28 protein-coding genes and 1 pseudogene are annotated in these 24,959 nt (G+C 42.0%); 21 read left to right on the top strand and 8 right to left on the bottom strand.

Annotation, left to right across the window (positions count from 1 at the left end):
• Both F7734_RS62560 and F7734_RS49325 read left to right on the top strand, forming a co-directional pair.
• The coding region (locus F7734_RS62560; RefSeq protein ID WP_207714394.1) for a hypothetical protein at positions 1 to 183 on the top strand (183 nt) is incomplete at its 5' end.
• Positions 184 to 423: 240 nt separating this feature from the next.
• Positions 424 to 687 carry a hypothetical protein gene (locus tag F7734_RS49325; protein WP_155751630.1) on the top strand — a complete coding sequence of 88 codons (264 nt, stop codon included), beginning with the start codon at positions 424 to 426 and terminating at the stop codon, positions 685 to 687.
• Between the two features lie 148 nt (positions 688 to 835).
• Here the strand turns inward: F7734_RS49325 and F7734_RS49320 are convergent, their stop codons facing one another.
• Complete coding sequence (locus tag F7734_RS49320) at positions 836 to 1,048, bottom strand: hypothetical protein (RefSeq protein WP_155751629.1); 213 nt, start codon at positions 1,046 to 1,048, stop codon at positions 836 to 838.
• Positions 1,049 to 1,216: 168 nt separating this feature from the next.
• Between F7734_RS49320 and F7734_RS49315 the strand changes: the two genes are divergently transcribed.
• The 4 genes from F7734_RS49315 to F7734_RS49300 all read left to right on the top strand — a co-directional run bounded on the left by F7734_RS49315 (position 1,217) and on the right by F7734_RS49300 (position 3,689).
• On the top strand, positions 1,217 to 1,615 hold the full coding sequence (locus F7734_RS49315) for a hypothetical protein (protein WP_243147503.1): 399 nt from the start codon (positions 1,217 to 1,219) through the stop codon (positions 1,613 to 1,615).
• A gap of 689 nt (positions 1,616 to 2,304) precedes the next feature.
• Positions 2,305 to 2,655 carry a hypothetical protein gene (locus tag F7734_RS49310; protein WP_155751628.1) on the top strand — a complete coding sequence of 117 codons (351 nt, stop codon included), beginning with the start codon at positions 2,305 to 2,307 and terminating at the stop codon, positions 2,653 to 2,655.
• 488 nt (positions 2,656 to 3,143) lie between these two features.
• Complete coding sequence (locus tag F7734_RS49305) at positions 3,144 to 3,461, top strand: hypothetical protein (protein WP_155751627.1); 318 nt, start codon at positions 3,144 to 3,146, stop codon at positions 3,459 to 3,461.
• A 54-nt stretch (positions 3,462 to 3,515) separates the two neighbouring features.
• A complete protein-coding gene (locus F7734_RS49300) occupies positions 3,516 to 3,689 on the top strand; it encodes a hypothetical protein (RefSeq protein ID WP_155751626.1) in 174 nt (57 codons plus the stop codon).
• 216 nt (positions 3,690 to 3,905) lie between these two features.
• On the opposite strand, the gene F7734_RS49295 is transcribed toward F7734_RS49300, so the two are convergent.
• The 3 genes from F7734_RS49295 to F7734_RS49285 all read right to left on the bottom strand — a co-directional run bounded on the left by F7734_RS49295 (position 3,906) and on the right by F7734_RS49285 (position 8,475).
• Positions 3,906 to 4,970 (bottom strand): hypothetical protein, encoded by a 1,065-nt coding sequence (locus F7734_RS49295; protein ID WP_155751625.1) that lies wholly within the window; start codon positions 4,968 to 4,970, stop codon positions 3,906 to 3,908.
• A gap of 124 nt (positions 4,971 to 5,094) precedes the next feature.
• A complete protein-coding gene (locus F7734_RS49290; protein WP_155751624.1) occupies positions 5,095 to 7,620 on the bottom strand; it encodes a DUF3854 domain-containing protein in 2,526 nt (841 codons plus the stop codon).
• A 513-nt stretch (positions 7,621 to 8,133) separates the two neighbouring features.
• Positions 8,134 to 8,475: a helix-turn-helix transcriptional regulator gene (locus F7734_RS49285; protein WP_155751623.1), complete on the bottom strand. Its 342-nt coding sequence runs from the start codon at positions 8,473 to 8,475 to the stop codon at positions 8,134 to 8,136.
• A gap of 310 nt (positions 8,476 to 8,785) precedes the next feature.
• On the opposite strand from F7734_RS49285, the gene F7734_RS61340 reads away from it, so the two are divergent.
• From F7734_RS61340 to F7734_RS49270, 4 genes are all read left to right on the top strand, one after another.
• Complete coding sequence (locus F7734_RS61340) at positions 8,786 to 8,962, top strand: hypothetical protein (RefSeq protein WP_166482632.1); 177 nt, start codon at positions 8,786 to 8,788, stop codon at positions 8,960 to 8,962.
• Entirely contained in the window at positions 8,959 to 9,147 is a 189-nt protein-coding gene (locus tag F7734_RS49280) for a hypothetical protein (RefSeq protein ID WP_155751622.1), read from the top strand. Before F7734_RS61340 ends, F7734_RS49280 begins: the two co-directional genes overlap by 4 nt.
• 88 nt (positions 9,148 to 9,235) lie before the next feature.
• Positions 9,236 to 9,442, top strand: a complete 207-nt coding sequence (locus tag F7734_RS49275; protein ID WP_155751621.1) for a hypothetical protein — start codon at positions 9,236 to 9,238, stop codon at positions 9,440 to 9,442.
• 36 nt (positions 9,443 to 9,478) lie between these two features.
• Positions 9,479 to 10,132: a ribonuclease HI family protein gene (locus F7734_RS49270; protein ID WP_155751620.1), complete on the top strand. Its 654-nt coding sequence runs from the start codon at positions 9,479 to 9,481 to the stop codon at positions 10,130 to 10,132.
• Here F7734_RS49270 and F7734_RS49265 read toward each other — a convergent pair.
• Complete coding sequence (locus F7734_RS49265; RefSeq protein ID WP_155751619.1) at positions 10,129 to 10,404, bottom strand: hypothetical protein; 276 nt, start codon at positions 10,402 to 10,404, stop codon at positions 10,129 to 10,131. The genes F7734_RS49270 and F7734_RS49265 overlap by 4 nt on opposite strands.
• 308 nt (positions 10,405 to 10,712) lie before the next feature.
• On the opposite strand from F7734_RS49265, the gene F7734_RS62555 reads away from it, so the two are divergent.
• Together F7734_RS62555 and F7734_RS49255 are read left to right on the top strand one after the other, a co-directional pair.
• Positions 10,713 to 11,609 (top strand): GIY-YIG nuclease family protein, encoded by an 897-nt coding sequence (locus F7734_RS62555; RefSeq protein ID WP_155751618.1) that lies wholly within the window; start codon positions 10,713 to 10,715, stop codon positions 11,607 to 11,609.
• 79 nt (positions 11,610 to 11,688) lie between these two features.
• Positions 11,689 to 13,635 (top strand): pentapeptide repeat-containing protein, encoded by a 1,947-nt coding sequence (locus tag F7734_RS49255; protein WP_155751617.1) that lies wholly within the window; start codon positions 11,689 to 11,691, stop codon positions 13,633 to 13,635.
• Positions 13,636 to 13,749: 114 nt separating this feature from the next.
• Here the strand turns inward: F7734_RS49255 and F7734_RS49250 are convergent, their stop codons facing one another.
• Together F7734_RS49250 and F7734_RS49245 are read right to left on the bottom strand one after the other, a co-directional pair.
• A complete protein-coding gene (locus F7734_RS49250) occupies positions 13,750 to 14,904 on the bottom strand; it encodes a hypothetical protein (RefSeq protein ID WP_155751616.1) in 1,155 nt (384 codons plus the stop codon).
• Between the two features lie 44 nt (positions 14,905 to 14,948).
• On the bottom strand, positions 14,949 to 16,256 hold the full coding sequence (locus F7734_RS49245) for a hypothetical protein (protein WP_155751615.1): 1,308 nt from the start codon (positions 16,254 to 16,256) through the stop codon (positions 14,949 to 14,951).
• A 397-nt stretch (positions 16,257 to 16,653) separates the two neighbouring features.
• On the opposite strand from F7734_RS49245, the gene F7734_RS49240 reads away from it, so the two are divergent.
• From F7734_RS49240 to aac(6'), 6 genes and pseudogenes are all read left to right on the top strand, one after another.
• Positions 16,654 to 17,397: a hypothetical protein gene (locus F7734_RS49240; RefSeq protein WP_155751614.1), complete on the top strand. Its 744-nt coding sequence runs from the start codon at positions 16,654 to 16,656 to the stop codon at positions 17,395 to 17,397.
• A gap of 154 nt (positions 17,398 to 17,551) precedes the next feature.
• Positions 17,552 to 18,013, top strand: a complete 462-nt coding sequence (locus tag F7734_RS49235; protein ID WP_155751613.1) for a cupin domain-containing protein — start codon at positions 17,552 to 17,554, stop codon at positions 18,011 to 18,013.
• Positions 18,014 to 18,265: 252 nt separating this feature from the next.
• Positions 18,266 to 18,439, top strand: a pseudogene (locus tag F7734_RS64615) (pentapeptide repeat-containing protein); the annotation flags it as partial.
• Between the two features lie 248 nt (positions 18,440 to 18,687).
• On the top strand, positions 18,688 to 20,082 hold the full coding sequence (locus tag F7734_RS49225) for a glycosyltransferase (protein ID WP_347566418.1): 1,395 nt from the start codon (positions 18,688 to 18,690) through the stop codon (positions 20,080 to 20,082).
• Between the two features lie 186 nt (positions 20,083 to 20,268).
• On the top strand, positions 20,269 to 20,460 hold the full coding sequence (locus F7734_RS49220; RefSeq protein WP_155751611.1) for a hypothetical protein: 192 nt from the start codon (positions 20,269 to 20,271) through the stop codon (positions 20,458 to 20,460).
• Between the two features lie 144 nt (positions 20,461 to 20,604).
• Positions 20,605 to 21,087 carry an aminoglycoside 6'-N-acetyltransferase gene (gene aac(6') / locus F7734_RS49215; protein WP_243147502.1) on the top strand — a complete coding sequence of 161 codons (483 nt, stop codon included), beginning with the start codon at positions 20,605 to 20,607 and terminating at the stop codon, positions 21,085 to 21,087.
• Here the strand turns inward: aac(6') and F7734_RS61330 are convergent.
• Positions 21,084 to 21,233: a hypothetical protein gene (locus F7734_RS61330; RefSeq protein ID WP_166482630.1), complete on the bottom strand. Its 150-nt coding sequence runs from the start codon at positions 21,231 to 21,233 to the stop codon at positions 21,084 to 21,086. The genes aac(6') and F7734_RS61330 overlap by 4 nt on opposite strands.
• A 327-nt stretch (positions 21,234 to 21,560) precedes the next feature.
• On the opposite strand from F7734_RS61330, the gene F7734_RS49210 reads away from it, so the two are divergent.
• From F7734_RS49210 to F7734_RS49200, 3 genes are read left to right on the top strand one after another with little or no spacing between them, the layout of a single operon-like run.
• The gene (locus tag F7734_RS49210; RefSeq protein ID WP_155751610.1) at positions 21,561 to 21,791 is read left to right on the top strand and encodes a hypothetical protein; all 231 of its coding nucleotides are present in this window, start codon (positions 21,561 to 21,563) and stop codon (positions 21,789 to 21,791) included.
• 13 nt (positions 21,792 to 21,804) lie between these two features.
• The gene (locus tag F7734_RS49205) at positions 21,805 to 23,505 is read left to right on the top strand and encodes a VWA domain-containing protein (protein ID WP_155751609.1); all 1,701 of its coding nucleotides are present in this window, start codon (positions 21,805 to 21,807) and stop codon (positions 23,503 to 23,505) included.
• An 11-nt stretch (positions 23,506 to 23,516) separates the two neighbouring features.
• Positions 23,517 to 24,803, top strand: a complete 1,287-nt coding sequence (locus tag F7734_RS49200; RefSeq protein ID WP_155751608.1) for a serine/threonine-protein kinase — start codon at positions 23,517 to 23,519, stop codon at positions 24,801 to 24,803.
• Positions 24,804 to 24,959 lie beyond the last annotated feature (156 nt).

Genomic DNA, 24,959 nt, shown 5'->3' with positions numbered 1-24,959 from the left:
AGGGACTTCCAATTAAAAAATTATCCCATCGTAGGGGCGCAAGGCATTGCGCCCCTACACGTTTATTTTGGATTTGGAATAATTTATTTTTTGGTGTTCCCTAAGGGACTTTCAAATAATAAGTTTCTAAATATTTTTTGTGGAATGACTGTCTGTCCATTTAGGATAGACAGTCTCTTTTAGTTTGAGGATTGCATTCTGTCACATTGCAATTTACGACGCACAAGATACTCAATGGGGTCTATTGCCTATGTGGTGACGTTTAACCTTTGTTCAAGCTGAATCAGTGGAGCTAAAAATCTTACGTCAGGATGCGGAACTATCACCGTTGTTTTTCTGAGTTCTTCTCAGTACAAAATCTCATGCTAACTTTTATTCTTTTTAAGGGAACACCAAAAGTATTGTAACTGGGAAGTATCGCTCGTGTTTGATGAACTATTCAACAATTTGAAAGAATCGATCGTTACCAAAATTCAAGAAGTTGGTAATGAGTTAGAAAAACGCTTTGGTGTCCCCGAACCTACAGGATCATTTGTGCTGATTCGGGAATTTACCTTTGGCGATTCAACGATCGCAAAAGGAGGTATTGCTATGGTAGGAGATTTCTGGCAAATAGAAGCCTACGACGACAATCCTCAACGCCTGATGACGACGAGTACAGAACCTCTAGTACTCTCAGTTCCTTAAACGACGACAACAACTTATACAAAAACCAGGACGAGTGTAGGGATTCTGTGGCTCGTAAGGGCGATCGCGAGTCAAAAATTATTAGGGTGCGTTTCAATCCCCAATCCGGTCATAATCGCACCCCAAGCATAGTATCTAAAGACGTTACTTAGGCTGTGATGGACAAAACTTTGCAATGGGCGATCGCATCTTTTGAAAGCAATTGTTCTTCTTTTGCCCATACAGTATGGTACAGCCCTTCATTCAGAATGACTTCTCTGTTTAGGAATATAAAAACCCTGCCTGGTAAATCCTGAGTAGGGTTTTCGTCTGGTTTTCGACTTGTATAAATATACTGGTTATCGCTTATCTTAATACTCAAGATTTTCGCGTGCTATTCAAAGCCAGTCGTGCCAAAATCTTATCGCATCCAGAAAGACTCTGCATCGCACACCCGTGGTCATTTTACTTTTATGATGCCTATAATACAGTAGGCTTGTTGTTCTATATACGTAATTACACTTAATAATAGAGAACAAAATAATTATTTATGTCTCTTGATTCTCATCCTAATTCTGCCGTCAATTCTGCTGTCAATGCTGCGGCAACAACCAAAATTCATCACGCCAATTTACAAGATTTACCTTTAAATGCGGCACGTAGATTATATAAAGGTGGTATTCGTCCCGGCGAATCAATCAGAACAAGAACACAAGCCCAACAAATGTTGGAGAATATTCCCCCTTCAGGGCGGGCAGGTGTAGATGGCAAATCTGCAGCTAGTAACGCCGAAAACTATCTCTCTGACAAGCACGCCAGTCACGTTAACCCTCACAGCAAGGGTGGCTCCAATCATCCCAACAATATTAAATGGGAAAATGCCAAAGACAACATGGCTCGTGGCGATCGCACCATGTCATGGCAGGAGCAAGTGAGAATAAGTTATTAGAAAAACTTATCATTATTCAGGAAAAAGTTTGCGATCTACTGACCCTAGGATAATTAGTTGTTTGTGCAGTAGCGATCGCTGTGTCAATTGCATTCAAACAGCCCTGGTTTGTGCTCTATTGGCTGCTGCTGCTCATTGTAGATCAACCCCAGATTGCGTTTTATTTTACTAGCTAGGGGAGCATACAGGTTGCTCGTTTGATGCGAATCCATTAACCAATACGCGGGTAACACTAACCCTGTGACCTGTGCGATTTTTTATGTGGAATATGCCATTTCATGCAGAGCACTATTTGTATCCATCAATTCCTTTCCACTGAGGTTAATGCTTAATTTACAACACTTTGAAGCTTAAATGAATCGTATTGAAACATAAGCTCATTATCTAAACCTATAAAACAACATAAAATTTCAGCAATATTACTGGCGACAATTAAATAATTTACGAATAACCGAAATTGATGCTGACATTATAAAAGCTCGATTTTGTAGATTTGTTAAAGAACAAAAAATGGCTGATTTTTTGCTATAAAATTGGAATTCAGCACACAGCAATTGCTAAGTAAATAAAGTAAAAGTATGAATTTTTTAGCTCTTGTGAGTCGGCATTCAGCCTGCTCTTGTGACATCATTTAGATGATATTTGCTGTAATCAATGGTTCAAGAAATAAGTAATTTGGAAGAATTGTCATGATTAGAAAAAAAGCGCAAGTTTTATTATATGTTGTAGGTTTAACAATGACTTCCATTATAGGAACAGCTAAAATTGGTTTAACTGAAGAGCGAACGTTTTCAGAGCCAATTGTCAGAGGAGGACCAGTAGAAGTTGCTAGAAAAGGAGAAAATGGTAATGATGTTGATGCACAACAAAGAGGGGCAAATGCTTACTGTAAATATGTTGGCTATAGATATGCATTAGATTTTGAAATTAAAAGTCTCGGTTCTGAAACTGGTGCATGGCAGTGGGATGTAGCTGCTAAAAAATGGTGGTATTGCCCTACTTGTGGTTTAGCTCTTAATAACGTGCTTTGTAAAAAGTAGTCAAACTCGGATTTGCCACTCAGGCAATCACTGCTAGAAGGTCATCTGGTAAAAACAATACCTGAAATCGCACAATTATTTTTCTCTTCCTCTGATTTATGTATTAAAACCGCGAACTAGCCGGCTTTTCACGGGATGTGGAAGAGTCAGAGCTAAAAAGCAGGTATGAGCTTTCAAAAATGGTTTGAGTTAAACACACATAAAGATGCTGAAATGTATGAAGTGGAAAGAATGTATGTTATCCCCTCTCATCCACTCAACATAGCGTAGTACTTAATAACCAAGTAAGTAAGTCGGCGTTAAAAAACACAACTATGTTTAGTTTTGTAAATAAGCTCAAACTCTAGCTAAATTAACCCTTTCGGTGAAGTTTACATTTTGTTACATAGTTTTGTTTATTTCCACTCACCTACTTATAAATGACTTCCCAAGCTTTAAAAGTGTGGGGTTTTTTTAGATTTTAGAAGCTAAAACGCCCATTGTACGTTATGAGCTTGATGGACGCGATAAGCGCTCTTTCCGCTTGCGCGGCTGGGCGATCGCAATCTTTCTCCCACTTCAATTGTCACAACAAGCGACTGTTAGGAGTGCGATGGTGGCGTTGCGCTCGCACCAAAGAACAAGAGCAAGAGCACCAGCATGGCAGTTCTGGGGGAGAAAAGGACAAGAGTACTAACAAGGGGAAAGTTGGGCGATTCACAGCAAAGTTCACAACAAGTGTATGTTTCTACTACAGCTTAAGCAAACCCTTGTTAGTAAGCCAGAATAGAAGCATCTGCACTCTCACGCGAACATCTCCAATATGACAAAGAAACCCATCTACGAGTTGAATATGACCGATACCTCAGGTTGCTGCTCTTGTGGCTAAAGGCTACAATCCCAATTTCGAGCGCGATTTGGTTGAGGTTTTTGGTGAAGACGCACAAAAAGCAAAGAGGTTAACCCGGTTTATCGGTCTCATTAAAGGGAAAGCACCTGAAACTCTTGAGGAGTGGAAATTCGTTTTGGCTGCTTGGGATGGCGATCGCCCTTAGTGGACTACGGGCGTTTTTAGTACCAACAGTAAGCAAAGAACCGCCGCATATCCGCAACTAGAGAGAGAAATCTTATTATTTATACATGAATTTTGGAAGAGTTAACGGTGAAAACCCGATACAAACCACAACCGGAAAATGCAGAAAAAGCTGTTTTACACGCTCATCTTCCTGGGAATGGGAGCTAACGGTTTTTGTTACCTAGCTTGGTTTTTGTCACCTCCTAATCAAAATGACACTATTGCTATTGCTATTTGTAACGTAAACTCTATCTCCTGCTGGATTTACAGCAACATCAGATGTTCCTCTTAGACCGCCTACAGGAATCGCTGCGATCGCGCTATCGAGAGTTGGCGGAAATATATACAGTCCACCACTCCCCGCCGCAATGCCACCGATTGTACTACCGACTGAAGAACCAGCGACATAGAAGTTACCAGCAGCGTCAGAAGTCATGCCTTTGGTTGATAAACCGATGCCATTTAACACAATGCGAGGATCGTCAGATGTGCTGGAAGTCTGGTCAAAGTCAGCACCGAAAGCCACTGGAACAGTGTAATTCCCAAATGCGGGATTGCCTGCTGGAATTGGTAAGGTTGTAAATACAGTTCCTCGATTGTTAACTGCGATTCCCGACTCGATGTTATAACTTCCTGCCGTTGAAGCACGAGAACTGGCTATGACCTTTGCTTGGACTAAAGTGTTATTTTGAAATCGCAAGCGCATGACGAAAGGAAAAGCTTGAGCTTGTGATGTACCAGTTACGAATAAATCAAGGATATTATTTTGGCGTTGAAAAACAGCAATATCGCCGTAGTTAAAAAATGAAGTTAATCCTAGAATGCCACCAAAATTGTCAACTTTACCGGAAGCTATGTCAAGGATACTACTAGTATCAATGGCAATAGCGTGTAGATCGACAAGTGGAGTCACTGCACCGCTTGCTGGATTAATCAAGAGAATCTGCCCGTTTGGTGCCAAGAAAAAGATTTGTCCTGTGACTGAATTGGTTGCCAGTTTGCCTTGGTAGCCAACCGTGATGCCACCTATAGGAGCTTGTGCAAGGAACACACCATTGTCAGCAAATTTACTAACGATCGCACTTAAGCCACTATCTGATACCACATAAACATTGTTGTTCAAGTCAACCGTAACGCCAGTTGGGAGAAACAAGCCACTGACAAACTGTGTTAGTGTTTGAGCCAAACTTTTAGTAGGAATGGTAAGCGGCAGTAGTAGTGAGCTAAATAGAGCGACAATAGGAGTGAGTCTTTTCAACATAGAAGCTCTCCATGACTGTAGATGTCACACTTAAATAATAGTTCTTTAAGGTGCGCTCGCTACAGACAGAATACTGCAAATATTGATGCTGAAAACTACTTTTTAAATACATCTACCAACTCAATTACTCCACCCACGATTTTAAACTTCCTCGCCTCACCAACACTTGCTTGCCACTTGGTAATTCCACCCACACTTGTTTACCGTTATCCTTCCAACCTACAATTGTCACCTTTTCGCCACTGTAGTCAGCAGTAGTTCCCACGGCAATAACCAGACCGTTCGTGACGCTTGGTGTTGGATGGTGATGGGTAGTGATGGGTTGTATCGCACATTCTTCTGAATTTTGAGTTGAAGGTTGGCAATTTTCTGTGATGGTAGATGGTTGCTCCTCTGAAATTAGTTCATCAGTTCTGTCACTGACAAGGGTTTGAACCGTCACGTAATCATCACTCAAATCGTCACTTGCCCCATATAGACTCGTCAGGGCAGAATCACCACCACCTGTAATTGGGCGGGTTGCATCAGACCCCGGTTGTCGTATTGCCAGTCCCGTGATGTAAGCACCTTGGTTGTCGCGTCCTTTCTTGATTCCTTGCAGTTTCAGTTGATTGGAGCAGAGGTCGATAAGACATTCACTGAAACGGCGAAGAGAGACTGACCTGCTACCAGTTTCATCCATCCAAGAGCAGTAACTGGGATAAAGATACAGTTCGGCAGATTTGGACAGAGTTCCGACATAGGTTTTTGCACCTGGTTCTAAAACCAAACAACTGTCCATCCAGTCAGCTAGGGGATTGGTGTCAAGTAAAAACTCAGCACTGAAACCAGCAAGCGATGATACGGTATTTTGTGTATCGTCCACCAAGCTAACCATCTCCACATCGGGCATCTCTAAGACCCATTGCAGTAGCCTTGGTAAATAGGGTTTGAATTCAGAGTCAAGGTCGCGTTGTAGGTGTGGTAGGACTTGATGGGTGAAGGGAATTGTTAACCGCCGTCGTTTTAGTCCACTGGTGTAATCGCTTGATTGGACGGGTTCGTTTGCGGCAATCATCACCATGCCTGTATACTTGAATCCCCCCGTTTGTTGGATACACTTACGCTCGTTCCTTAAGTCGTCTTCTCCAGTCAGGTTTTTTAAAGTCTGAACTTCTCCACCGTAACGCTCGGAGTCTGTAATGAGTACCAGGCGCTTGCCGTACAAAGCAGCCGTCTCGAAGCGATTGGTTTCTAACTGCTTCAACGTAGACACTATCGTATTTTCTTTACCAACCAATGCTGTAGCAAGTCGCAAGAATGTACTCTTACCCGTTCCCCCAGGTCCTATTGCTTCCAAAAATCTGTGGAGGTCAGATCTCCCCGTTACCACTGATTTGAGGTATGCCCGCAGCAGCTGGACCAAGGAAGCATCCTGTTTCATGATTTCAGAAAGCCAATGAATAATAGGCTGACAGCCAATGGCTCTGTCCTGCCATTTGTATGGCAGCTGCCATAAGAAGCGGTAACCGGGAGAGTGAGGCAGCAGTTTCATTGACTTGGGGTCGAGGACTCCATCAATAAGTGGTATCAACCCTTGTGCCTCAGACCATTCATCAACTGCTAACTCATATTTAAGAAATTTGATGGTGCCGGAGATAAAGTCGTGGTTGAAAACTGGTCCCAGACGGTTCTTGGCTTCTGTTGTCACTAGAGCACCGATCGCTTCGTCAACGGTTTGTGACCATACACCAGAAACTTTATGTGCGTACCAGTACCAGCACTTGCGGCTTGCATGCCATGCCAACTTTGGACGGTATTCTTCGGCAAGTTCTTCAGCTAGAGACGATTGAGTCCATTTTTTCTGGGTTTCTTCTTTTTTGTTGAATTGTTGTTCCCATTTATCGATACTCACGGCCTTAGCTAACACCTCCTGCTTGAATTTGTCTGCTCCATTGAGTTGAATGTAATCGTCAATTCCCTTCCCCTGGTCTTCCGTCCACAGTCCGGTTACGTTATATTGCGGTATGTTAAATTTCTTTAACTGGTGGACGAGTTTCCTTTGAGCATCGATGACGTTAGGGTTGGTAACAGCATCGGCGTCAAAGGCGTGGATGAACCCAAAGCCAGCACGGGCAAGCTTTTCCAAGGATGGGACTAGATATCGCTTGCCTTGGGGATCGGCATCAGTTGGAGTAAGACCCATTTCTACTCCCTGTAGCGCTATTGTGGGGACTTCGTGGGAGCAGAGAGCGATCGCCTTAAAGAACCCCTCAGTTACCACCAAGCAAGGGTGACCGTCAATGATGTAGCACTTGAGCTTTAACGCCTCGATGTCATCCCAGTAGCGAGGGTCCTCTGGATGGATGGGCAACATGATGTCATATTCACCTTTGGGGCTGCGGTACTTGGGAGATTTTTGTTCTGACTTGCCTTGTGAAGACCATCGCTTATCGGGATAGTACTGCCCTTGGTAATTAGCTCCTTCCAACCAAATGCCATCGCTTTGTGCGGTATATCCCAGTAGCTCTGTGGCTTGGTTTGTGGAAGTTGAGCGGCAGTTGACTTCACACCATTTGGGGTCCAGTCCTCGTTTCTCGAAAAGGTCTTTTTTGTGGCGTTGATTGAGGTAATGCTGAGTAATTTTGGGTGCTGTTAGTTGTTGTGACATAATTGCGGTTCCTAATTTTTTGATGAGAGAAAACCGCTACCCGACCTGCAATCAACTTGGGCTTGTTGGCTTACTATGGAATTAAGGTTTTTAAATTGTTGCTTCTACTTGGGTAGATGCGGTAGACGAAGAAGCGAGTGTAAGTCAAGCGCGAGTTGTTGCTGTAGCCGAGTAGAGGTTTTTTGTATGAGTAGTTATGTGGACGGTCGAATGCTAGCTTCAACTTTTTAAAGCAACACAGAATGGCAAGATACTGCTGTGTGGCGCAAAGCTGCGATTGGCACTCTTTCAGCTTGCAAGGGCTGTGCGATCGCTCAGAATTAAACGTTGTGTTGTGTATTTGTTGACTATGTATCGTTTAGAGGAGTATTTCTAAGTCCCAAAGTCATCAATTGCAACACCGATAGGAATGCGATCGCACAAGAGCGCAAGCTGAAAGAGCGCTTATCGCCTGAAGTGTGAGTCTCCTACAAGGACTATCACCTGTAGCACTCGCCGAAAGGCGATCTTACCTCATGCCACCTTTCGGCGATTTATTTTTCTCAATTTTGATGATTGAGTGTCGTTAAAACGTGTCTCCAAGTTTTCTTGCTCTTGAGCAGTTTTAGTGACTACTGTCTTTTCTCCTTTATTCTTTTGGGGGTCTTGTGGTGTTAATCCCTCTTCTAGCAAGTCCCCTGGTTTACACCCTAAAGCTTGACAAAATTTAGCAGCTGCTTCCAACGTTAAAGACTTTGCTTTACCTTGCTCGATTTTTTGTATGAATTGGGGACTATAACCAGTTTTTCTCGCTAGGTCGTTTTGTGACAACCCAGCTGCTTCTCTTAATTTTTTTAGCGTAATAATCACGATCATGCCTTAACTCGGTACTCATATTATAAGGGGTACTACTTATGGTTGTGGACATTAAAAGAGTACATCTTTTAGTATTAGTTTTTCTGATTAACAACCAATAGTAGTATTACAAACACTAAAGCAAAAACAAGTGAAACTTCCATCCAACCTGCTAGACTACAACTAATAGTAGTACTACGATTGACTGAGGCAAAACATTTATGTCATTGCCACGCCTGCATAACAAGGTTGTCATGTACCTCTCGTTACTTGCATGGGCAGCCACAAGTAGTCCGTTCTGAACCGTGAAACATAAATAAGAGGTGATGAATTGGAACCAACTTTAGAACAGTTGCGAGCGTTTTACCGTAGATGTGTCAGAGCGAGCAACTTGTTACAACCAATCAATGTCGTTCGATTGGATGAACGCTCCAAACGGATTTTTGTATTGATTGGCGACACAATCGAAGTAGAGATTTATCCGAATGGGGAGGTTTTCATTAAATGACTCAACCTAATTTTGATGAAATGTCGGACAAAGAGCTATTAAATTACGTCAGGACGCATCCAAACGACACGATCGCATTCCACAAATACATGGACAGACTTGATGCCAGACCGGGTGTACTTTGCACGACAGATGAAGAATTTGAAGCAGAGTTAAGGAAGCGAATTGAGGGACGATCTCAGTAACAAGCATCTACAACAAATTTCACCTAACAGGGCGCTTGTGGTTAATACCAGAGCGCTTTCTCCTAAGGTGTGAACTAAAGGACAACAAATGGAAGATTTAGAACCCTTGAAAAACAGAATAAAAGAACTTGGGAGGCAGGCAGCGTCTTTTAGCCGTCAAGGAGTCGAACTCACATTAAATGGCGATCGCCATGGTGGGCGCACCTTAATGCGTCAAGCTTATGGTGCAAGTAAACTTTGCCAAGCTTTAATTCGAGAACTTAAGCGGCAAGAGCAGGAGCATGGAATTCTATGAACAAGAAAGATTGGACAGTTATTTATTTCGACGGGAGTGCAAACAAATAACGTTGCAGAGTACAGTGGTGCTATTGCAGGCTTAAAAAAAGCTCTCGAACTTGGCTGCAAGCACATCAAAGTTTTTGGTGATAGCCAGTTAGTTATCTACCAACTTTCCAGGCGCTATAAGTGTAAAACTCCGAGACTCCAACCCCTTTATCAACAAGGGTGTAAGCTACTATTACAGTTTGAAGAATACCATTTAAACTGGATACCGCGACACAAAAACAGCCGTGCCGATGCAGCTGCTGGTTCTGTACTCAAAGCTAAGTTACCACCCACTGTAGAAATTCCAGATGGTTTGCCCGTACCAAAACCACCACAGAGGTTAAAAGAAAAAATTTTAGAATTGCGCTCCAAGGGAAATAAAGCGGGTTTCAAAGAATGGCTCAACTTAAAGTCTGGCTGGGATGAATTTTCTTTACTTAAAGGAGAACCCTTAGCCGATCGCGTGCCAGAGTCGGTGAGAACTGCTATCCTTGGCGCGTTGAGACCGGATGAAAATCAAGAGAATTTTGTTGCCAAAATATACCGTTGGTACTTGCGCGGTCTTCCTCCCGCTCTGGCTTTAAAAAATGCCGGGTGGATGCAGAAGTGTCAGCAAATGCCAATAAAAAGCGGTAAAGGCTTTGGCGAACAAGTTGTTTAAATTTGGTCTATCAACGCATCGTATTCTAAAACCAATTGCCGAATCACTTCAAAAAGATTTGTAACGGTTTGTGTATTTATGCCATAGCGAGTGCCCAACTCATGAATAGAGTCAGTTAAATCGTAGTCATCAGGTGCGGTTGCGTCCAACGTATCTACCCACATCCGGTAAATTTCTTCCCCCAGTTCTGCATACTGACACAAAACCTCTGCTTCTGCACGACACATCAACAAGGCTCGTTCGTGGATAATGCGGGCATAAACTTCTTTCATCAAAATAGCTTGTTCAATTTGGTCAATTATAAACGAGAATTTTTCAAAAACGACGAAAAGTCATTCATTACTAAGTGAGTGGCGTATCACCCTTGGGTGCAATCCAAACAAAACCCAAGAGTGGTAGTACTAGGGGAATTAAAGACTTACCTAACTTCGATTGTAACCATGATAAAAACACAACAGGTGGTAGATTTTGACAACCATAACGTGCGTTTGCACTTCTTGGATTGAGACATTCTATCGGATTCTAGATAAAAGTGACTTTGTTCTCGTAATGCAGTGGGCATTCTAAAAGAGTTACCCCTATGCCAATCTCTTGTATAGAAGTTATGGAATGGACAAATTGGTATAATGTTAGATTTAACGAACGGCATCTTTTACCTTCCTGTTCTGGAATATACGCGATCGCGGATGCCAATCGGTATGTCTGGTATGTAGGCCAAGCTGCCAATCTTAAAAACAGATGGGCTGGTAGAACCCATCACAGGTATCCCCAGTTGATTCGGTCAAACCGCAAGTTGTGCCATAAGATTTATTGGAAACAAGTTCCCGTCAACTGTTTGGACGAACAAGAACGGTATTACGTGAACTTATTTCAGCCCGAACTGAACGGTTGTAAAGTGAAAAAGTATTTACCGAAACAGCCCCAAGTCGAACGCGAGATTAAGCGATTATTGAAAGTTCTCAACAAACCAACATCTCTTTTTCCTATCATTCGTTCCATCGTAGCTGGTAAGTATAAAGATAATGAGGGAAGACATTGCATAATTATTTTGATAAATATTAACGACCATGAAATTTTAGAAAATTCCATGAGAAAGAGGTATGCCAATGAAATCAAGAAAGCTTGGACTTATAACAAAGATTATTGCGGTAAGAATGAGCAAGTTTACAGTCCAGCATGGATAGCAACATATAATTGGAATTCTTATAAATTTGAATTTTTAATTGTAGATTGGAAATTGTTTAACTATTTGGAAAACCATCCCGAAGCTAACTTGCATTATACTGGGGTTGCCGAACTTCTTGGCATCCAGGTAAAAGCATTAACAGACTTAAATATTTTTGATAAATTTTCTTTAGAAGAGGTGTCCTCTTATCTAGATTCTCTAGGTAAAAGGCCCTTAAGATTTGTTGCTTATATCAATTATCGGAAAAATCTACTGAAGTGCTTGGTAGAGAGACCGGAGCGATCGCTCTGACACTTTTACAAACTTCAGAAGCCGTTTCTAGGGAGCGCGATCCCCTTTCAGCAAGAATACGCACGCAATAATATGACTGATGTCATGCGATCGCTCCCTGTTTTCTATTCCAATGCTACTGATTTATCTCCAAACATCTGAAGTTGACGGTTTTAAACCACTGGAGCCAATAGTATTAAAACAATCAAGTATAAAAGATAACAATTTTGTGTTTTTTCAGCGAAAATACACTCTCATAGGTCGTGGTTGTTACTCCAGGTCCGATCTTGGGCAATTTATATATAGGGTTTGGCTTAAGAAATATTTTGACGATCTCAAACAAGAATTTAACAACAGACCTGAATTAGAGCAAATTCAGAGTATGCAAGAGGCAATTGCAGAGTTATCCGCACGAGTTATTGACTTAGAACAACGCCTTCAAGAGCTATCTAATGCGAGCAACAATTTGGGCGAGGTAGCAATTGAGCGGGTCAATTTAGATGATGCTGAAGTCGTAAAACAACTTGTTGAAACGGTCGAACAGCAACAAGTTTATATTGCCGAAACCGAGCCAGACGAACAAATTGATGTAGCAGAAGAACGGGAGAAATTTAGCAGAGCGTTTAGCGATCGAGAATTTAAAATTGAGAGAATCATGTGGTTGGTCAACAGAATTTATGCAGCAGAGGAACCCAACCATGAAATACCTGTTGATGCTGAAGAATTTTTAAGTCGCTATAAGGCTGGGGAAAGAGATTTTACCGGAATTAATTTGGCAGGAGTCAATCTTAGTGGAAAAGCTTTGAACAAAATCAATCTGAGCAATGCAAACCTGTCTGGAGCAAATCTTAGCCGCACTAACCTAGATTGTGAGAACTTGAGCGGTGCAAATTTAAGAGGAGCAGATTTAAGTGAGGCAGACTTATCGGGTGCAAACTTGACTGGAGCTAACTTAGATAATGCCTACCTTTATAAAACAAAACTGAAATCGGCGAAGCTAGAGAAAGCAACATTAAAAAAAGCTAACCTCAGTGGGGCTTATATGCATGAGGTCAATCTCAGTGGAGCTAACCTCAGTGGAGCGAATTTTAATGGAGCAGACTTGAAGCAAGTCAACTTAATGAAGGCAGATCTGAGTCATGCCGATCTCAGTAAAGCCAACCTAATTCACGCAAATTTAGAAGGAGCTAATCTTGAGAACATTAATCTCCTGCAGAGCTATTACGACTCAACAACTGTCTTTCCTACAGGCTTTAATGTCGGTCAAGCTGGTGCGTATTTGATTGCCCCCAGTGCATCACTGCAAAATGCTAATTTAGCTGGTGCAAACCTTTATAAGGTAAACCTGGCTAAGGCAGATTTACAAGGAGCAAATCTCAACTCAGCAAACATGGAAGGTGCAGATCTCAGCCAATCCAATTTGAAAGGAGCCAATTTATCCAAGGCGATTTTAAACAATGTAAGACTTCTTCAATCAAATCTAGTTCAAATTAACTTAAGCGATGCAAACCTTAACGGAGCAGATTTAACTACTGCAAATCTGTATGAAGCAAATTTAAGTAAGACAAACTTTAGCAGCACAAAATTAGTAGCGGCAAATTTAAGTAAAACCTATATGGGTCACGCAAATCTAGAATCAGCAAACTTAAGAGCGGCAGATTTGAAAAGTTCTAATCTAATTCACGTCAATTTTAAGTCTGCTAATTTGATTGCAGCAGATTTAAGTCAAGCGAATTTAAAAAACGCAAAATTTGATAATTATACAAAATTAAACGATGCTAATCTAGCAGGGGTAAATTTAGTTGGAGTAACACTGAGAGGCGATTTCAGTGGAGCCAATTTAAACGAGACTAACCTATGTGGGGCTGACCTCTCCAGTCTAAACTTGAGTGGGACAAGCTTGATTGCATCCGAACTGCGTGGAGCCAACTTGACAAATGCGAATCTTACACAAGCAAATTTGAAAGATGCAAACCTTACTGGTGCGAATCTTCTTAGCGCACAGCTTGCTGGTACTATCATGCCAGATGGCACGACTCACGAGTAAACTGTACTTGTATTTTCCGTATGTGGAAGCGTTGGAGGAGTAGCGACAAGCATTATGATTGGCGATCGCTTAACTCAGCTGCTTTGCTCGCACTCCCAACGCTCCTGACAATTCCTACAAAGGTATCCGATTTATCCCCGTATTTTTCAAGACTCTACCGAGAGTGATAATTTCCTGCCTGATATCGTTATCAACCCACAGTTCACTTTCGGGATATTCCAAAGCATCAAACTCAGATTCATAAAAGAGGATAACTTGTCCCCCATCTGAGGGTCTCACCACAATTCTGATGGGTCTATCATTTTTCACAATACCAGCAATGACAGTCGTGCTTTGTTCGTACCAGCGATCGCAATTGTAATCATCTCTTTGGCTCAAATAAGCTCTGATGTTATTTTTAGCACGTTCGATGATTGCTTTTACGTAAGCATACTCGGCAAAATCATGAGGGATATAGCGGAGATATTCGTAAATCCTCGTGCCTCTAAACCGCCTCCTAGCCAGTTCCAGCGTTTCGGGAGAATAGATGCACAACCGCGTCAACAATTCTTGAGGGGTAACTAATTCTTTGTACTCTTCTTGCACTACTTGTGGAGCCACTTGACTTTGATTCTGCTGCCACTGTTGGAATTTGTGGAAATCTTCGGGAGACATCCGAAATAGCTCTTCTTTGGGAGTGTTAATTAATTCTATAATCTCTTGCTCTGTGTAGCCATTTTTATTGTTGAGAATCGCTTGTCTGAATTTAATATCCTCAATGATTTCCTCATCACTTCTCAAACGGTAACGCCTGTTGTATAAATCGCCAAAAATCTTCTCTGCTAAAGATTCATTTTCATAAAACCAGAGTAAAAGCTTGGAAAAAACTCGTTTATTTCTTTCTTCTCTTTTATCAAGACCTTCATTTTTTAAGATAGCTTCTACTCTTTTAGTAATTTCACGAGCAATATCTTCTGAAGTATGAATTTTCCCATCCAGGTCGAGTTCGATTTCAACAGCTAACAACCCACTGCGGCAATCATCCCCCAATTCCTCTAGAATATCTTTTAACTCTTCATCAATTCCCAAGTCTACATACAATTCCTTTTTGCAAGCAAACTCCCCTTTCTGATTGGGTAAAATTGCATATTTACCAAAGTAACTGTCAAAATTATACTTGACAGCAAACTTCACAAAATCGCTCAACCACCTTAAAGCATCTTGATTGAGATATTCCGCGAGATTGACAACGTTCTGTTTGAGTGCAATATCATGACAGACTTGGTTCATAAACCATTCCTGGCACTCCTGCCAAATCCCCGGTATCCAATTGGCTATATTTTCTTGTCTGGAGTTGGGTAAAAGTCTTTCGCAAACCCCAACACTTCATCGCCATTCTTAGATAAACTGCTATCTGCAGGAAAACAAGCAATCAATCCCAAAACAGCATCTTTAATCTTGGAATTGGTATTGCCTTTGATAATTTTATTGATACCATCGACAATATCTTGAATGGATTTGGCGATCTCTAGCTCGCAACTGGTTATTTGATTGTGTTTTAGCTTACCCCGCCAGTCTTCTTGTAAAATCTTCAAGATATCCTTAAGTTCTTCGGGAATATCTTTATCCGTCCAAAGTTCTTCTTTTTTCTTGAACTCCCCATACTGGTTGGGAACAATCGCAAACTCGCTTAATAAATCCCTCTCTTCTGATAACACAAAGCCAATCAGATTGTTCAGCCAATGTAATGCTTCTTCTTCAGATTGGTTTATCTTATCTGCCAGTTGAAGCACATTTGCAAACTTAGCAACATCACCAACCAACCGCTTCAAAGTGTAGCGTAAATCCTTCCCCCAACTGTTGTCTATAATGTCATACCAAAACCCAATATGCTCTTTCTTGGGCAGGCAATCGCTCAAGAAGGTATTGGCGAAATCCCAAATGACCGATATTTTAGATTTTGACTTGGCGTAGGGGAATAAAGCTTCTGTCAGTTGAATTTTCGGGTACAGGGGGTTGTCCGTATAAACTATACTAGACTGCATTAATCTAGCTCTTAAGACTTTTTGGATGTTTTGCGCGTACCAATCTGTAGAAACCCAATCCTTCTGGTTTGGTAAATCCGTTTTGGCTAATAAGTACAAGTTCTGCCAGTCCTTATCTATGGCATACTGTAAAAGAATAAAGTAAAGTTCAACAGAGTCTTGGACTATCTTTTGATTGTTGATAATGTTCTCTTCATTCTTCATGGTGAGAAACACCCCATCTCTCGGCTCTGTCGGCTCTAGAAAGGGATTGTTGATGACAACGGGAAAATTGAAATCCTCCGTTCCAATCAGTGGAAAGCCCAGGAAGATTTTTGGGGTTTTATCATTAAAAGGTAAAATAGATGTCTGGTTGTCATCTTTTTCAACTTGAATGGCTATACTGGTCAGTTCTTTGGACAGACAAGCAAAATACAGCTTCTGAGTGCGATCGCCTTGGATTTTATCAAATTCAACGATTTTGATGTCGGCGGTTAAATGAGTTGGCTCTTGCTTCTCGTAAACGATTTTTTCACAATTGGTTCTTTCAATCTCCACCCGTTTAATTTTATCGATAAAAATTAACGTGTAGGGAAGGGAATTTTCCAAATCGTCCAATCCTACTTCTGCGATCGCTTTACCCGATTCATCAAGTTCGTACTCGAAAGTGGTATTGCAAGAAATTGTGTAATTGGCTGAGAGCCATTTTTGATTAAAGTGGCAATTTATACGACTCCCTATTAGGGATTGAAACTTCTCAAAAATAGGCTTTGCTTTTTTAACAAGAGTGGCAATTTATACGACTCCCTATTAGGGATTGAAACTTTCTGAGATATGCTGTCTATCTCTTCTACCCAGGTGGCAATTTATACGACTCCCTATTAGGGATTGAAACTTCTTCGTTGCGATCGCACTTAATGGAGTACAGCCGTATCGCTTAAGTGATGAGCAAGAATAAAATATGCTTTGGTGGCAGTTCTCTTGAAAAATTGAGCGATAAGCACTCTTTAAGCTTGTGCTACTGAATAACGCACCGAGGAGTGGAAAGGACGGAGCGATCGCCCCAGAAGCATGCCAATGGGCTTCCACCATTGCTGTCGCTGGGGCTTCTGCAATTGCCTGTGCAGTTTCCTTTGCTGTTACCTTTGCCGGAGCCGTTGCCGTTACTGGAATAGTTGACGTTTTTGATAGCAGCGCGATCGCAGGCAAATTACTCATCCTTGGCGCACCGGGTATGTGCTTCTTGAATAACGCCGCGATCGCAGCCCGAGAACTTCTGCATCAGTTTACCCTAGTTGCAATTCTCGATATCGACATGCATCACGGTAACGGTACACAGCAAATTTTTTATCAGCATGGTGACGTTTTGACAATCTCAATTCACGGGTTACCGACCAACTTTTATCCCTTCTATACGGGCTTTGAAAACGAACGCGGTTCAGGCGAAGGCTATGGATATAACCTGAATATTCCACTGCCGACTGGAACCAATGAAGCCTCTTATATACAAGCCCTAGAGAAAGCTATAGACGCAATCTCGTCGTTCAAGGCAGAAGCCTTGGTGGTGGCAACTGGCTTCGACACGTTTAAATTTGACCCCTTGGGTTGTTTTGCTCTTGAGTCTACGTCCTACAATAAAATCGGAAGAAAGATTAAGTCACTCTGCTTGCCGACTCTATTTGTGCAAGAGGGTGGGTACTTTGTTGAAGCTCTCAGTGAAAATGTTAGGCAACTCGTCACAGGTTTTGAGAGTGCTTAAATGAAGAACTCAGTTGTCAGAACTCAGTCGTCAGTTGGGTAAGAATTTAGTCGGGGATTTAACCCCATAACAAGGAGTCAGGCTCAATGTCAACTGAGTATACCTAACGATCCGTGCGATAATTAACAAATTGATTTCCCAATATTTACTCAACATGATTATTGACCCAACAAACGTACCAAAGGAAACGGGTTCGCGCTACCCACAACAGTTTCAAGAGGTTGTCGCCGGACGGATACGACAGCGATTGGGCAATTTTGCTGGCTTGAAAAATTTTGGTGTGAATTTAGTAACTCTAGAACCAGGAAGCGCTTCTGCATTACGGCACTGGCACTCTCACCAAGATGAATTTATTTATGTATTAGATGGCGAAGTCATTTTGGTGACAGATGCAGGCGAACAAAGGCTCACTTCGGGTATGGCAGCTGGGTTTAGAGCAGGTGACGGCAACGGACATCATTTGCTCAATCGTTCGAGTACGGTGGCAATATATTTAGAGGTGGGAGACCGGACTCCTAATGATGCAGTCACTTATCCAGATGATGATTTACTAGCACAAGTTAGTCTTGATGGTAAATCCTGGGTTTTTACTCATAAAGATGGCACTCCTTATTAATTTTTCTTCCACTGTAGGCAAGTGGGATTTTGATGAAAAATCAATCCCCAGTTACTACTCGCTCGTTTCAAAAAAAGCAAAGTTTTATCACTTGTCTGCACTGCTCCTCATCAAACATCGCAATATGAGCTTTTTCTCTAAGCCAAATCGCACTAACGCCTATTAAGTTGCACCCGGACGCTCCCTCTAAAACCGGAACACTGACGGAAAAAGCTGTATAACAATTTGTCAGGAAACATTTTTTCGCTCGTTATGCCCCTAGATTACTCCGGTCAAAATTTTCGAGGGCGCTCCTTTAGAGGTAGGAATCTTGAAGGGGCAAACTTTAGCAGTGCAGATATCCGAGGTGCGGATTTTACTAACGCCAAATTAAGAGGAGCTAATTTTACTGGAGCTAAAGCAGGGCTGCAAAAGAGAAGGATAGTTAATTTTGCGCTCGCCGTACTGTTAGGAGCCATATTAAGTTTTATTGTGGCATTTGCTTTCATTCAAGGCGGATGGTTTTATCCATCTAACCCTCAAGTGAATGGCACGGCTTTAGTTGTCTTTATAATTATAGGGAGTACAGCCATATCGCAATGCCTGTGATGGCTACTCCAAGCTCGCACGCGGTTGCACAGAGTCGGTCGATATCCCCGTTTTCCGATAAGTTTTGGTTAGTCATTGGTAAAATAATGCTAGATATTGTTTGTTATGCGGTGCTAGAGGCTTTGTTCTATTTATCTAGGACAGAAATACAAGCAACATATAACGGTATGTCTGTCGCATACTGTTATTTAGTAGTGCCAAACTTTCATCAAACATCTACCATGACCCATTTTGGTATTATTTGTCCGGCAACAGCAGGTCACCTTAACCCAATGACTGCCTTAGGTGTAGAACTACAGCAACGAGGTCATCGGGTTACTTTATGCGGAATCTTGGATGCACGACCAAGCACGGTTGCGGCAGGATTGGAATTTAGGGCAATTGGTGAATCTGATTTTCCCTCTGGTGCAATGGCAGAAATTTTCAGTCACCAGGGAAAGTTGAGCGGATTTGCAGCTATACGCTATACCGTAAATTGGGTAAAAGATATTACCAAGACTTTCTTAAACTCAGCACCAAAAGCACTCAAAGAAGTGGGAGTGGAAGCATTAATCGTAGACCAGGTTTCACCAGAAGGAGGAACGATTGCCAATTTTGTAGATATCCCTTTTGTCAGTGTTGCTTGCGCTTTGATGTCTTATCGGGATGCCAGCATTCCTCCGGCTACCACTATCTGGAATTACAACCCTGCCTGGTGGGCAAAACTACGCAATCAGTTAAGTTATTCATTGTTGGATCGGGTTGTGCAACCTGTTATGGGAGCAATCGCTCAGTTCCGGAGTGAAAACAACTTACCCGCATATACTAAATCCCAGGATCTTTATTCTCAACTGACCATCATTAGCCAGCAAGTTGCTGCGTTTGAATTTCCCAGACAGAATTTACCAGAACACGTTCATTTTGTAGGTCCATTATTCAACCCAAAAACTCGTTCGTTCGTAGAATTCCCCTTTGAAAAGTTAACCGGACAACCTTTGATTTACGCATCGCTAGGAACGTTACAAAATCGCTTGCAATATATTTTTGAAGGGATTGCACGAGCCTGCGCGTTAACTGATGCTCAGTTAGTCATCTCTTTAGGTGGTGGCATGAGCCCGGAATCCCTACCAGAACTTCCCGGCTCTCCAATTGTTGTTAACTACGCACCCCAACTAGAACTGTTATCAAAAGCCAGTCTCACCATTACCCATGCCGGACTCAATACTACCCTAGAATCCCTCAGAGAAGGAGTACCGATGGTTGCAATCCCTATTTCCCTTGACCAGCCTGGAGTAGCAGCGCGGATTGCTTGGACGGGAACGGGACAAGTCGTACCTGTGTCTCGCATTTCAGTTCCTCACTTACATTCTGCCATAGAGCAAGTGCGAACCCTCTCATCTTACAAAACCAATGCAGTTCGATTGCAGCAGGAGATTGTAAATGCAGGTGGTACCACTCGTGCTGCCGCTTTGATTGAGAAAGTTGTGTCCCGTGTTGAATAAGAAATAATCCACAGCTATCTGTTAGAATAGCGACGCTCTATTTTGACCAATACAGAGTCTTTGCGCTCGAATTATACAATCGCTTTAAATTAGAGTAAAAGTTCTCACTTTATGTACTGTCCAATGGGTTTAAATTGTCGGGAGATGGTAGGCGTGGACTACAAATGCCCCAATATCTCGATCTGCATGGAAAATTCTCGCAAGCCCTCAATGGCCAAAACAGTCTTTTTTGTCCTCAATCAACAAATGTGTCAACTAGAAGATATTAAAGTTAACGATCGCACGCTTGATGAACTGTTGGCAGAAACAAACCAAGATATCGAATCTTTGATGAGCAATGTAGATAGCTTTGCAATGACTCAACGCCTTTGGGATTAAGCAGCTAGCGTAGTTTTGATTAACTTGTGGCTTCTGTGTGCGATGACTTATTGTAACAAACTTGACACCTCCCCATTCTTCATTTGACGTTGCTACAATTTTTAGCACGTGCCTTCAAGTGGGTTTGAGAAACGCTTTATAAATATGATGAAAATTGTCAAAATTACTCGGGATGATTTTAGTGAGTGGCTAGAGATGGCGTTGAAATTATGGTCAGATGATTCGGTTGAAGAAATGCAGATGACTCTAGTGGAGATTCTTAAATCCGAGCGCTGTGAATCATTTCTAGTCAGAAATCATGATGGAGAAGCAATTGGATTTATGAATCTTTCCCTTCGATCTGATTACGTTCCTGGTGCTACTCACAGTCCTGTTGCATATGTAGAAGGAATCTACGTCAAAGATGAGTATCGAAAACTTGGTGTGGGCACATCTTTAATTGAGTATGCCGAAGGGTGGGCACTCGAACATGGATGTACGGAACTAGCCTCAGATGCTTTAGTGGAAAACAAAGAAAGTTATGAGTTTCATACTCATGTTGGGTTCCAAGAAGTTGAGCGAATCGTCACTTTTATCAAGCAATTACCATTCGGTGACTCACACCGCTCCACCAAACTCAATGACTAGTCACACCGCGACCAATGAAGCGATCTCACTCCAAACAACACGAGCGATCGCGACTGTTGCCGCCGAATAGCGATCAAGGGCAGACGATTTCCCAGCCTTCGCTCCGCCCCAAACATTTTAGTCATAACGACAATTGCATGGGACATACACTGTTTTTTACATAAAGTGGATGGCGCGGATGCCCTGCTTTGGTTTGACCCAAGCAGTAGAGAGGAAGGCGCGCAAAAGAATGTAGCATTACCACTGATATTTTTACCAAGTCTCTCGTTTGTACCCTTAGGTGCAACATACAAGTCTATTGATCTTGATTGCAATAAACTTGCAGAAGAAATGCTTGGCTCTTAATGCTATCAAACCAACACCTTTGCTGTACCTGAGTTCCTTGTCGTGCCCAACACACTATGCCTGATTTGTCAATCTCTTCTACTGGACCGGCGCTCTAGTAAATCTGTAAAGATTCCCTGCAGGGTGCCATGACGCGAGGTAAAGTCTTTGGTGTCAGCGAGGTGATTTTCTACAAGTTTTATAACATCGAGTTCGGGATGCGATCGCCTAAACAGTTTTTGCCCCTCATAATCAGAAATATATTACTGGTCACTGGTTACATTTTCCGTAACCAATCGGTAAAAAACCGGATAGGAATTGTAGAACTAGGAAAACCTCTTCGCCCCCATATCCTCACTTCTACATATCCTCAACTCTAACGTAGCAGAACTTATGAATCACCTGCATCGGGCACTTGCTCTGTTTGGAATTGCTGTTTTGATGGGAAATCTAGTTGCTTGCAGTCAACCTGAAACTACCACAAGTACAACATTAGCACCAGCAGAAAATCAATCAGTAAAAGCACCTGCGCCTCACCAACAATCTCCAACGCAGCCACTTCAACATGCAGCACTACCAAAACTTTCAGTATCTCGCCCCCTAGCTGAATCTCCCGTAGCAAACACGGGAACCCCATTACTGAGTCAACCGTCATCCATTCAGCCGAGCGATCGCGATGGAAGTCTCAGTCGCGAGGGTTATAAACACAATGAAGACAATCAGTTTCAGAGTGTTACTGTCAATCCCCTTTCCACTTTCTCGATTGATGTAGATGCCGCCTCATATAGTAATATACGGCGCTTCATCAACCAGGGTCAATTGCCAAGTGCCGATGCAGTCCGCGTTGAAGAAATGATTAACTATTTTTCTTATGATTATTCCCAACCTGATGGCAACAAGCCCTTTTCCGTTACAACAGAAGTCTCAGATGCACCTTGGAATCCCAAGCATAAACTTGTCCAAATTGGTTTGCAATCTAAACGGATTTCTACAGAAAATTTGCCTCCTAACAATCTTGTCTTTTTGTTAGATGTTTCTGGTTCGATGGAAGATTATAACAAACTACCACTGCTGAAGTCAGCATTGCGTTTGTTAGTGAAAGAGTTACGAGATTCTGATAAAGTATCAATAGTTGTCTACGCTGGCAATGCGGGTTTAGTCTTACCACCTACGCCCGGTTCTCAAAAAGATAAAATCTTCGATGCCATAGAACAATTAGCAGCAGGTGGTTCAACAGCAGGTGGGGAAGGAATTCAACTTGCTTATAGAATTGCTAAGGAGAATTTTCTGTCATCAGGGAACAATCGCGTTATTTTGGCAACGGACGGCGATTTTAATGTAGGCGTTTCTAGTGATGAGGAACTAGTACGTCTGATCGAGAAAGAGCGAGAACAGGGGATTTTCTTAACTGTACTTGGATTTGGGACGGGCAATTTACAAGATGCCAAAATGGAACAACTCGCCGATAAAGGAAACGGTAATTATGCTTATATCGATAATTTACTGGAGGCGAAAAAAGTTCTTGTTAAAGAAATGGGGGCGACACTTTTGACAATTGCTAAAGATGTCAAAATTCAAGTAGAGTTTAATCCAGCCAAAGTCCAAGGCTATCGTCTCATTGGCTACGAAAATCGACTTTTGGCAGATCGGGATTTTAATGACGATGGAAAAGATGCGGGGGAGTTGGGTGCAGGGCATTCTGTTACAGCACTTTATGAAATTATAGCGACAGGAGTAAAAAGTGATGTACCACTACCAAAGGTAGATTCGTTAAAATATCAACAAAAAAGTTTGTCAAGTCATGACGAAATCATGCAAGTAAAGCTACGCTACAAAGAACCCCAAGAGTCCACTTCTCAACTACTGACTTATCCTGTTGTTGACCGAGGTGTTAAGTTGAGTGAAGCAACAACAAATTTTAAGTTTGCCACGGCTGTTGCAGAATTTGGCATGGTTCTGAGAAATTCTCCTTACAAAGGAACTGCCACTTTTGATAGTGTTTTGCAACGGGCGCGTCAGTCTCAAGGAAGTGATTTAGATGGTTATCGAGCTGAGTTTATCCGCTTGGTTGAAAAAAGTAAGGCTTTAAAATAAAAATAAATCCTATGAACGAAATTTCCAGTCACTCAATAACTTCTCATACCAACCAATTTCCAGATTTCTCTCAACAGGGTTATTTAGTAGAACAAGAGTTAGGACACAATCTTGAGGGTGGGCGAGTTACTTACAAAGCCATCTGTCTTCAAACTCAGCAAAAAGTTGTTATCAAGCAATTTCAGTTTGCTAGGGTAGGATCGAGTTGGTCGGGATATGAAGCTTTGCAACAAGAAATAGCGCTATTACAGCAACTGCAACATCCCAGGATTCCCAAGTATCTTGCAACATTTGAAACGGATTGTGGTTTTTGCTTGGTACAAGAATATATTGATGCTCGTTCCTTGGCAGAACCACAGCATTTTACGATTGAGAGCGTTCAACTCATTGCGATCGCTATTCTAGAGGTTCTCGTCTACTTGCAAAAACAACTCCCTCCAATTATTCATCGCGATATCAAACCGGAAAATATCTTAGTCGATGAGCAGCTCAATGTTTATTTAGTGGATTTTGGGTTAGCCAGAATTGGAATTGAAAACTTATCTGCTAGCAGTACTGTCAAAGGTACCTTAGGATTTATGCCGCCAGAGGTGCTTTTTGGTCGTTCGCTGACTCTAGCTTCTGATTTATACAGTCTTGGGATGACTCTTGTCTGCTTGCTAACACAGACAAAATCGACTCAGGTTGGTGAGTTAATTGATGATAATTTTCGTGTTAATCTCAACTCGCTTGTTCCCCAAGTCAATTCACGGTTAGTTTCATGGTTGGAAAAGATGGTAGCACCATCACCACAGGAGCGCTTTCCCAATGCTAACACTGCTTTGTGTTTACTCAAATCCATAAATTTCATTGAACCTGTACGACCCAGTATAGGGTTTAATACAGCTAGAGTCATTTTGGAAGGCTTGAGTTTATTGAGTGCGATCGCAATTCTTTCTTTCAGTCATAAAGCTGCTGTAGAACCAGCCGCCATCCACCCAGAAATTATGAACATCCCTACTATTGAGAATCCAAATGATATAAGACATTTACGGCAATTCCGGGATTGTACAGCCTGTAACCTGAGAGGGGCAGATTTGCGAGGAATGGATTTAAGAAGTACTGAACTGAGAAATGCTGATTTGACGGGTGCCGATTTAAGGGGTGCCGATCTGAGGGGTGCCCATTTGATGGGTGCTGATTTAACTGCGGCTAGACTGGAGGGTGCTAATTTGGCTAGTGCCGATTTGACAGGTGCAACTATGCCAAATGGGTTGTCATGGGAAATATGGGAAGATCTACCGCAAACTCAATTTTAAATCAGCCTGCGATCTGTACACAGAAACCACCCAAATGATAAGAGATGATTTATAAAGTAAACATTAAGACACCGTAGGTTGGGTTGAGGAACGAAACCCAACATTTAAATGAAATTGTTGGGTTTCGTTCCTCAACCCAACCTACACAATACTGTA

It is taken from the genome of Scytonema sp. UIC 10036 (genome assembly GCF_009725235.1).
This window is presented reverse-complemented; position numbering and strand designations above follow the sequence as displayed.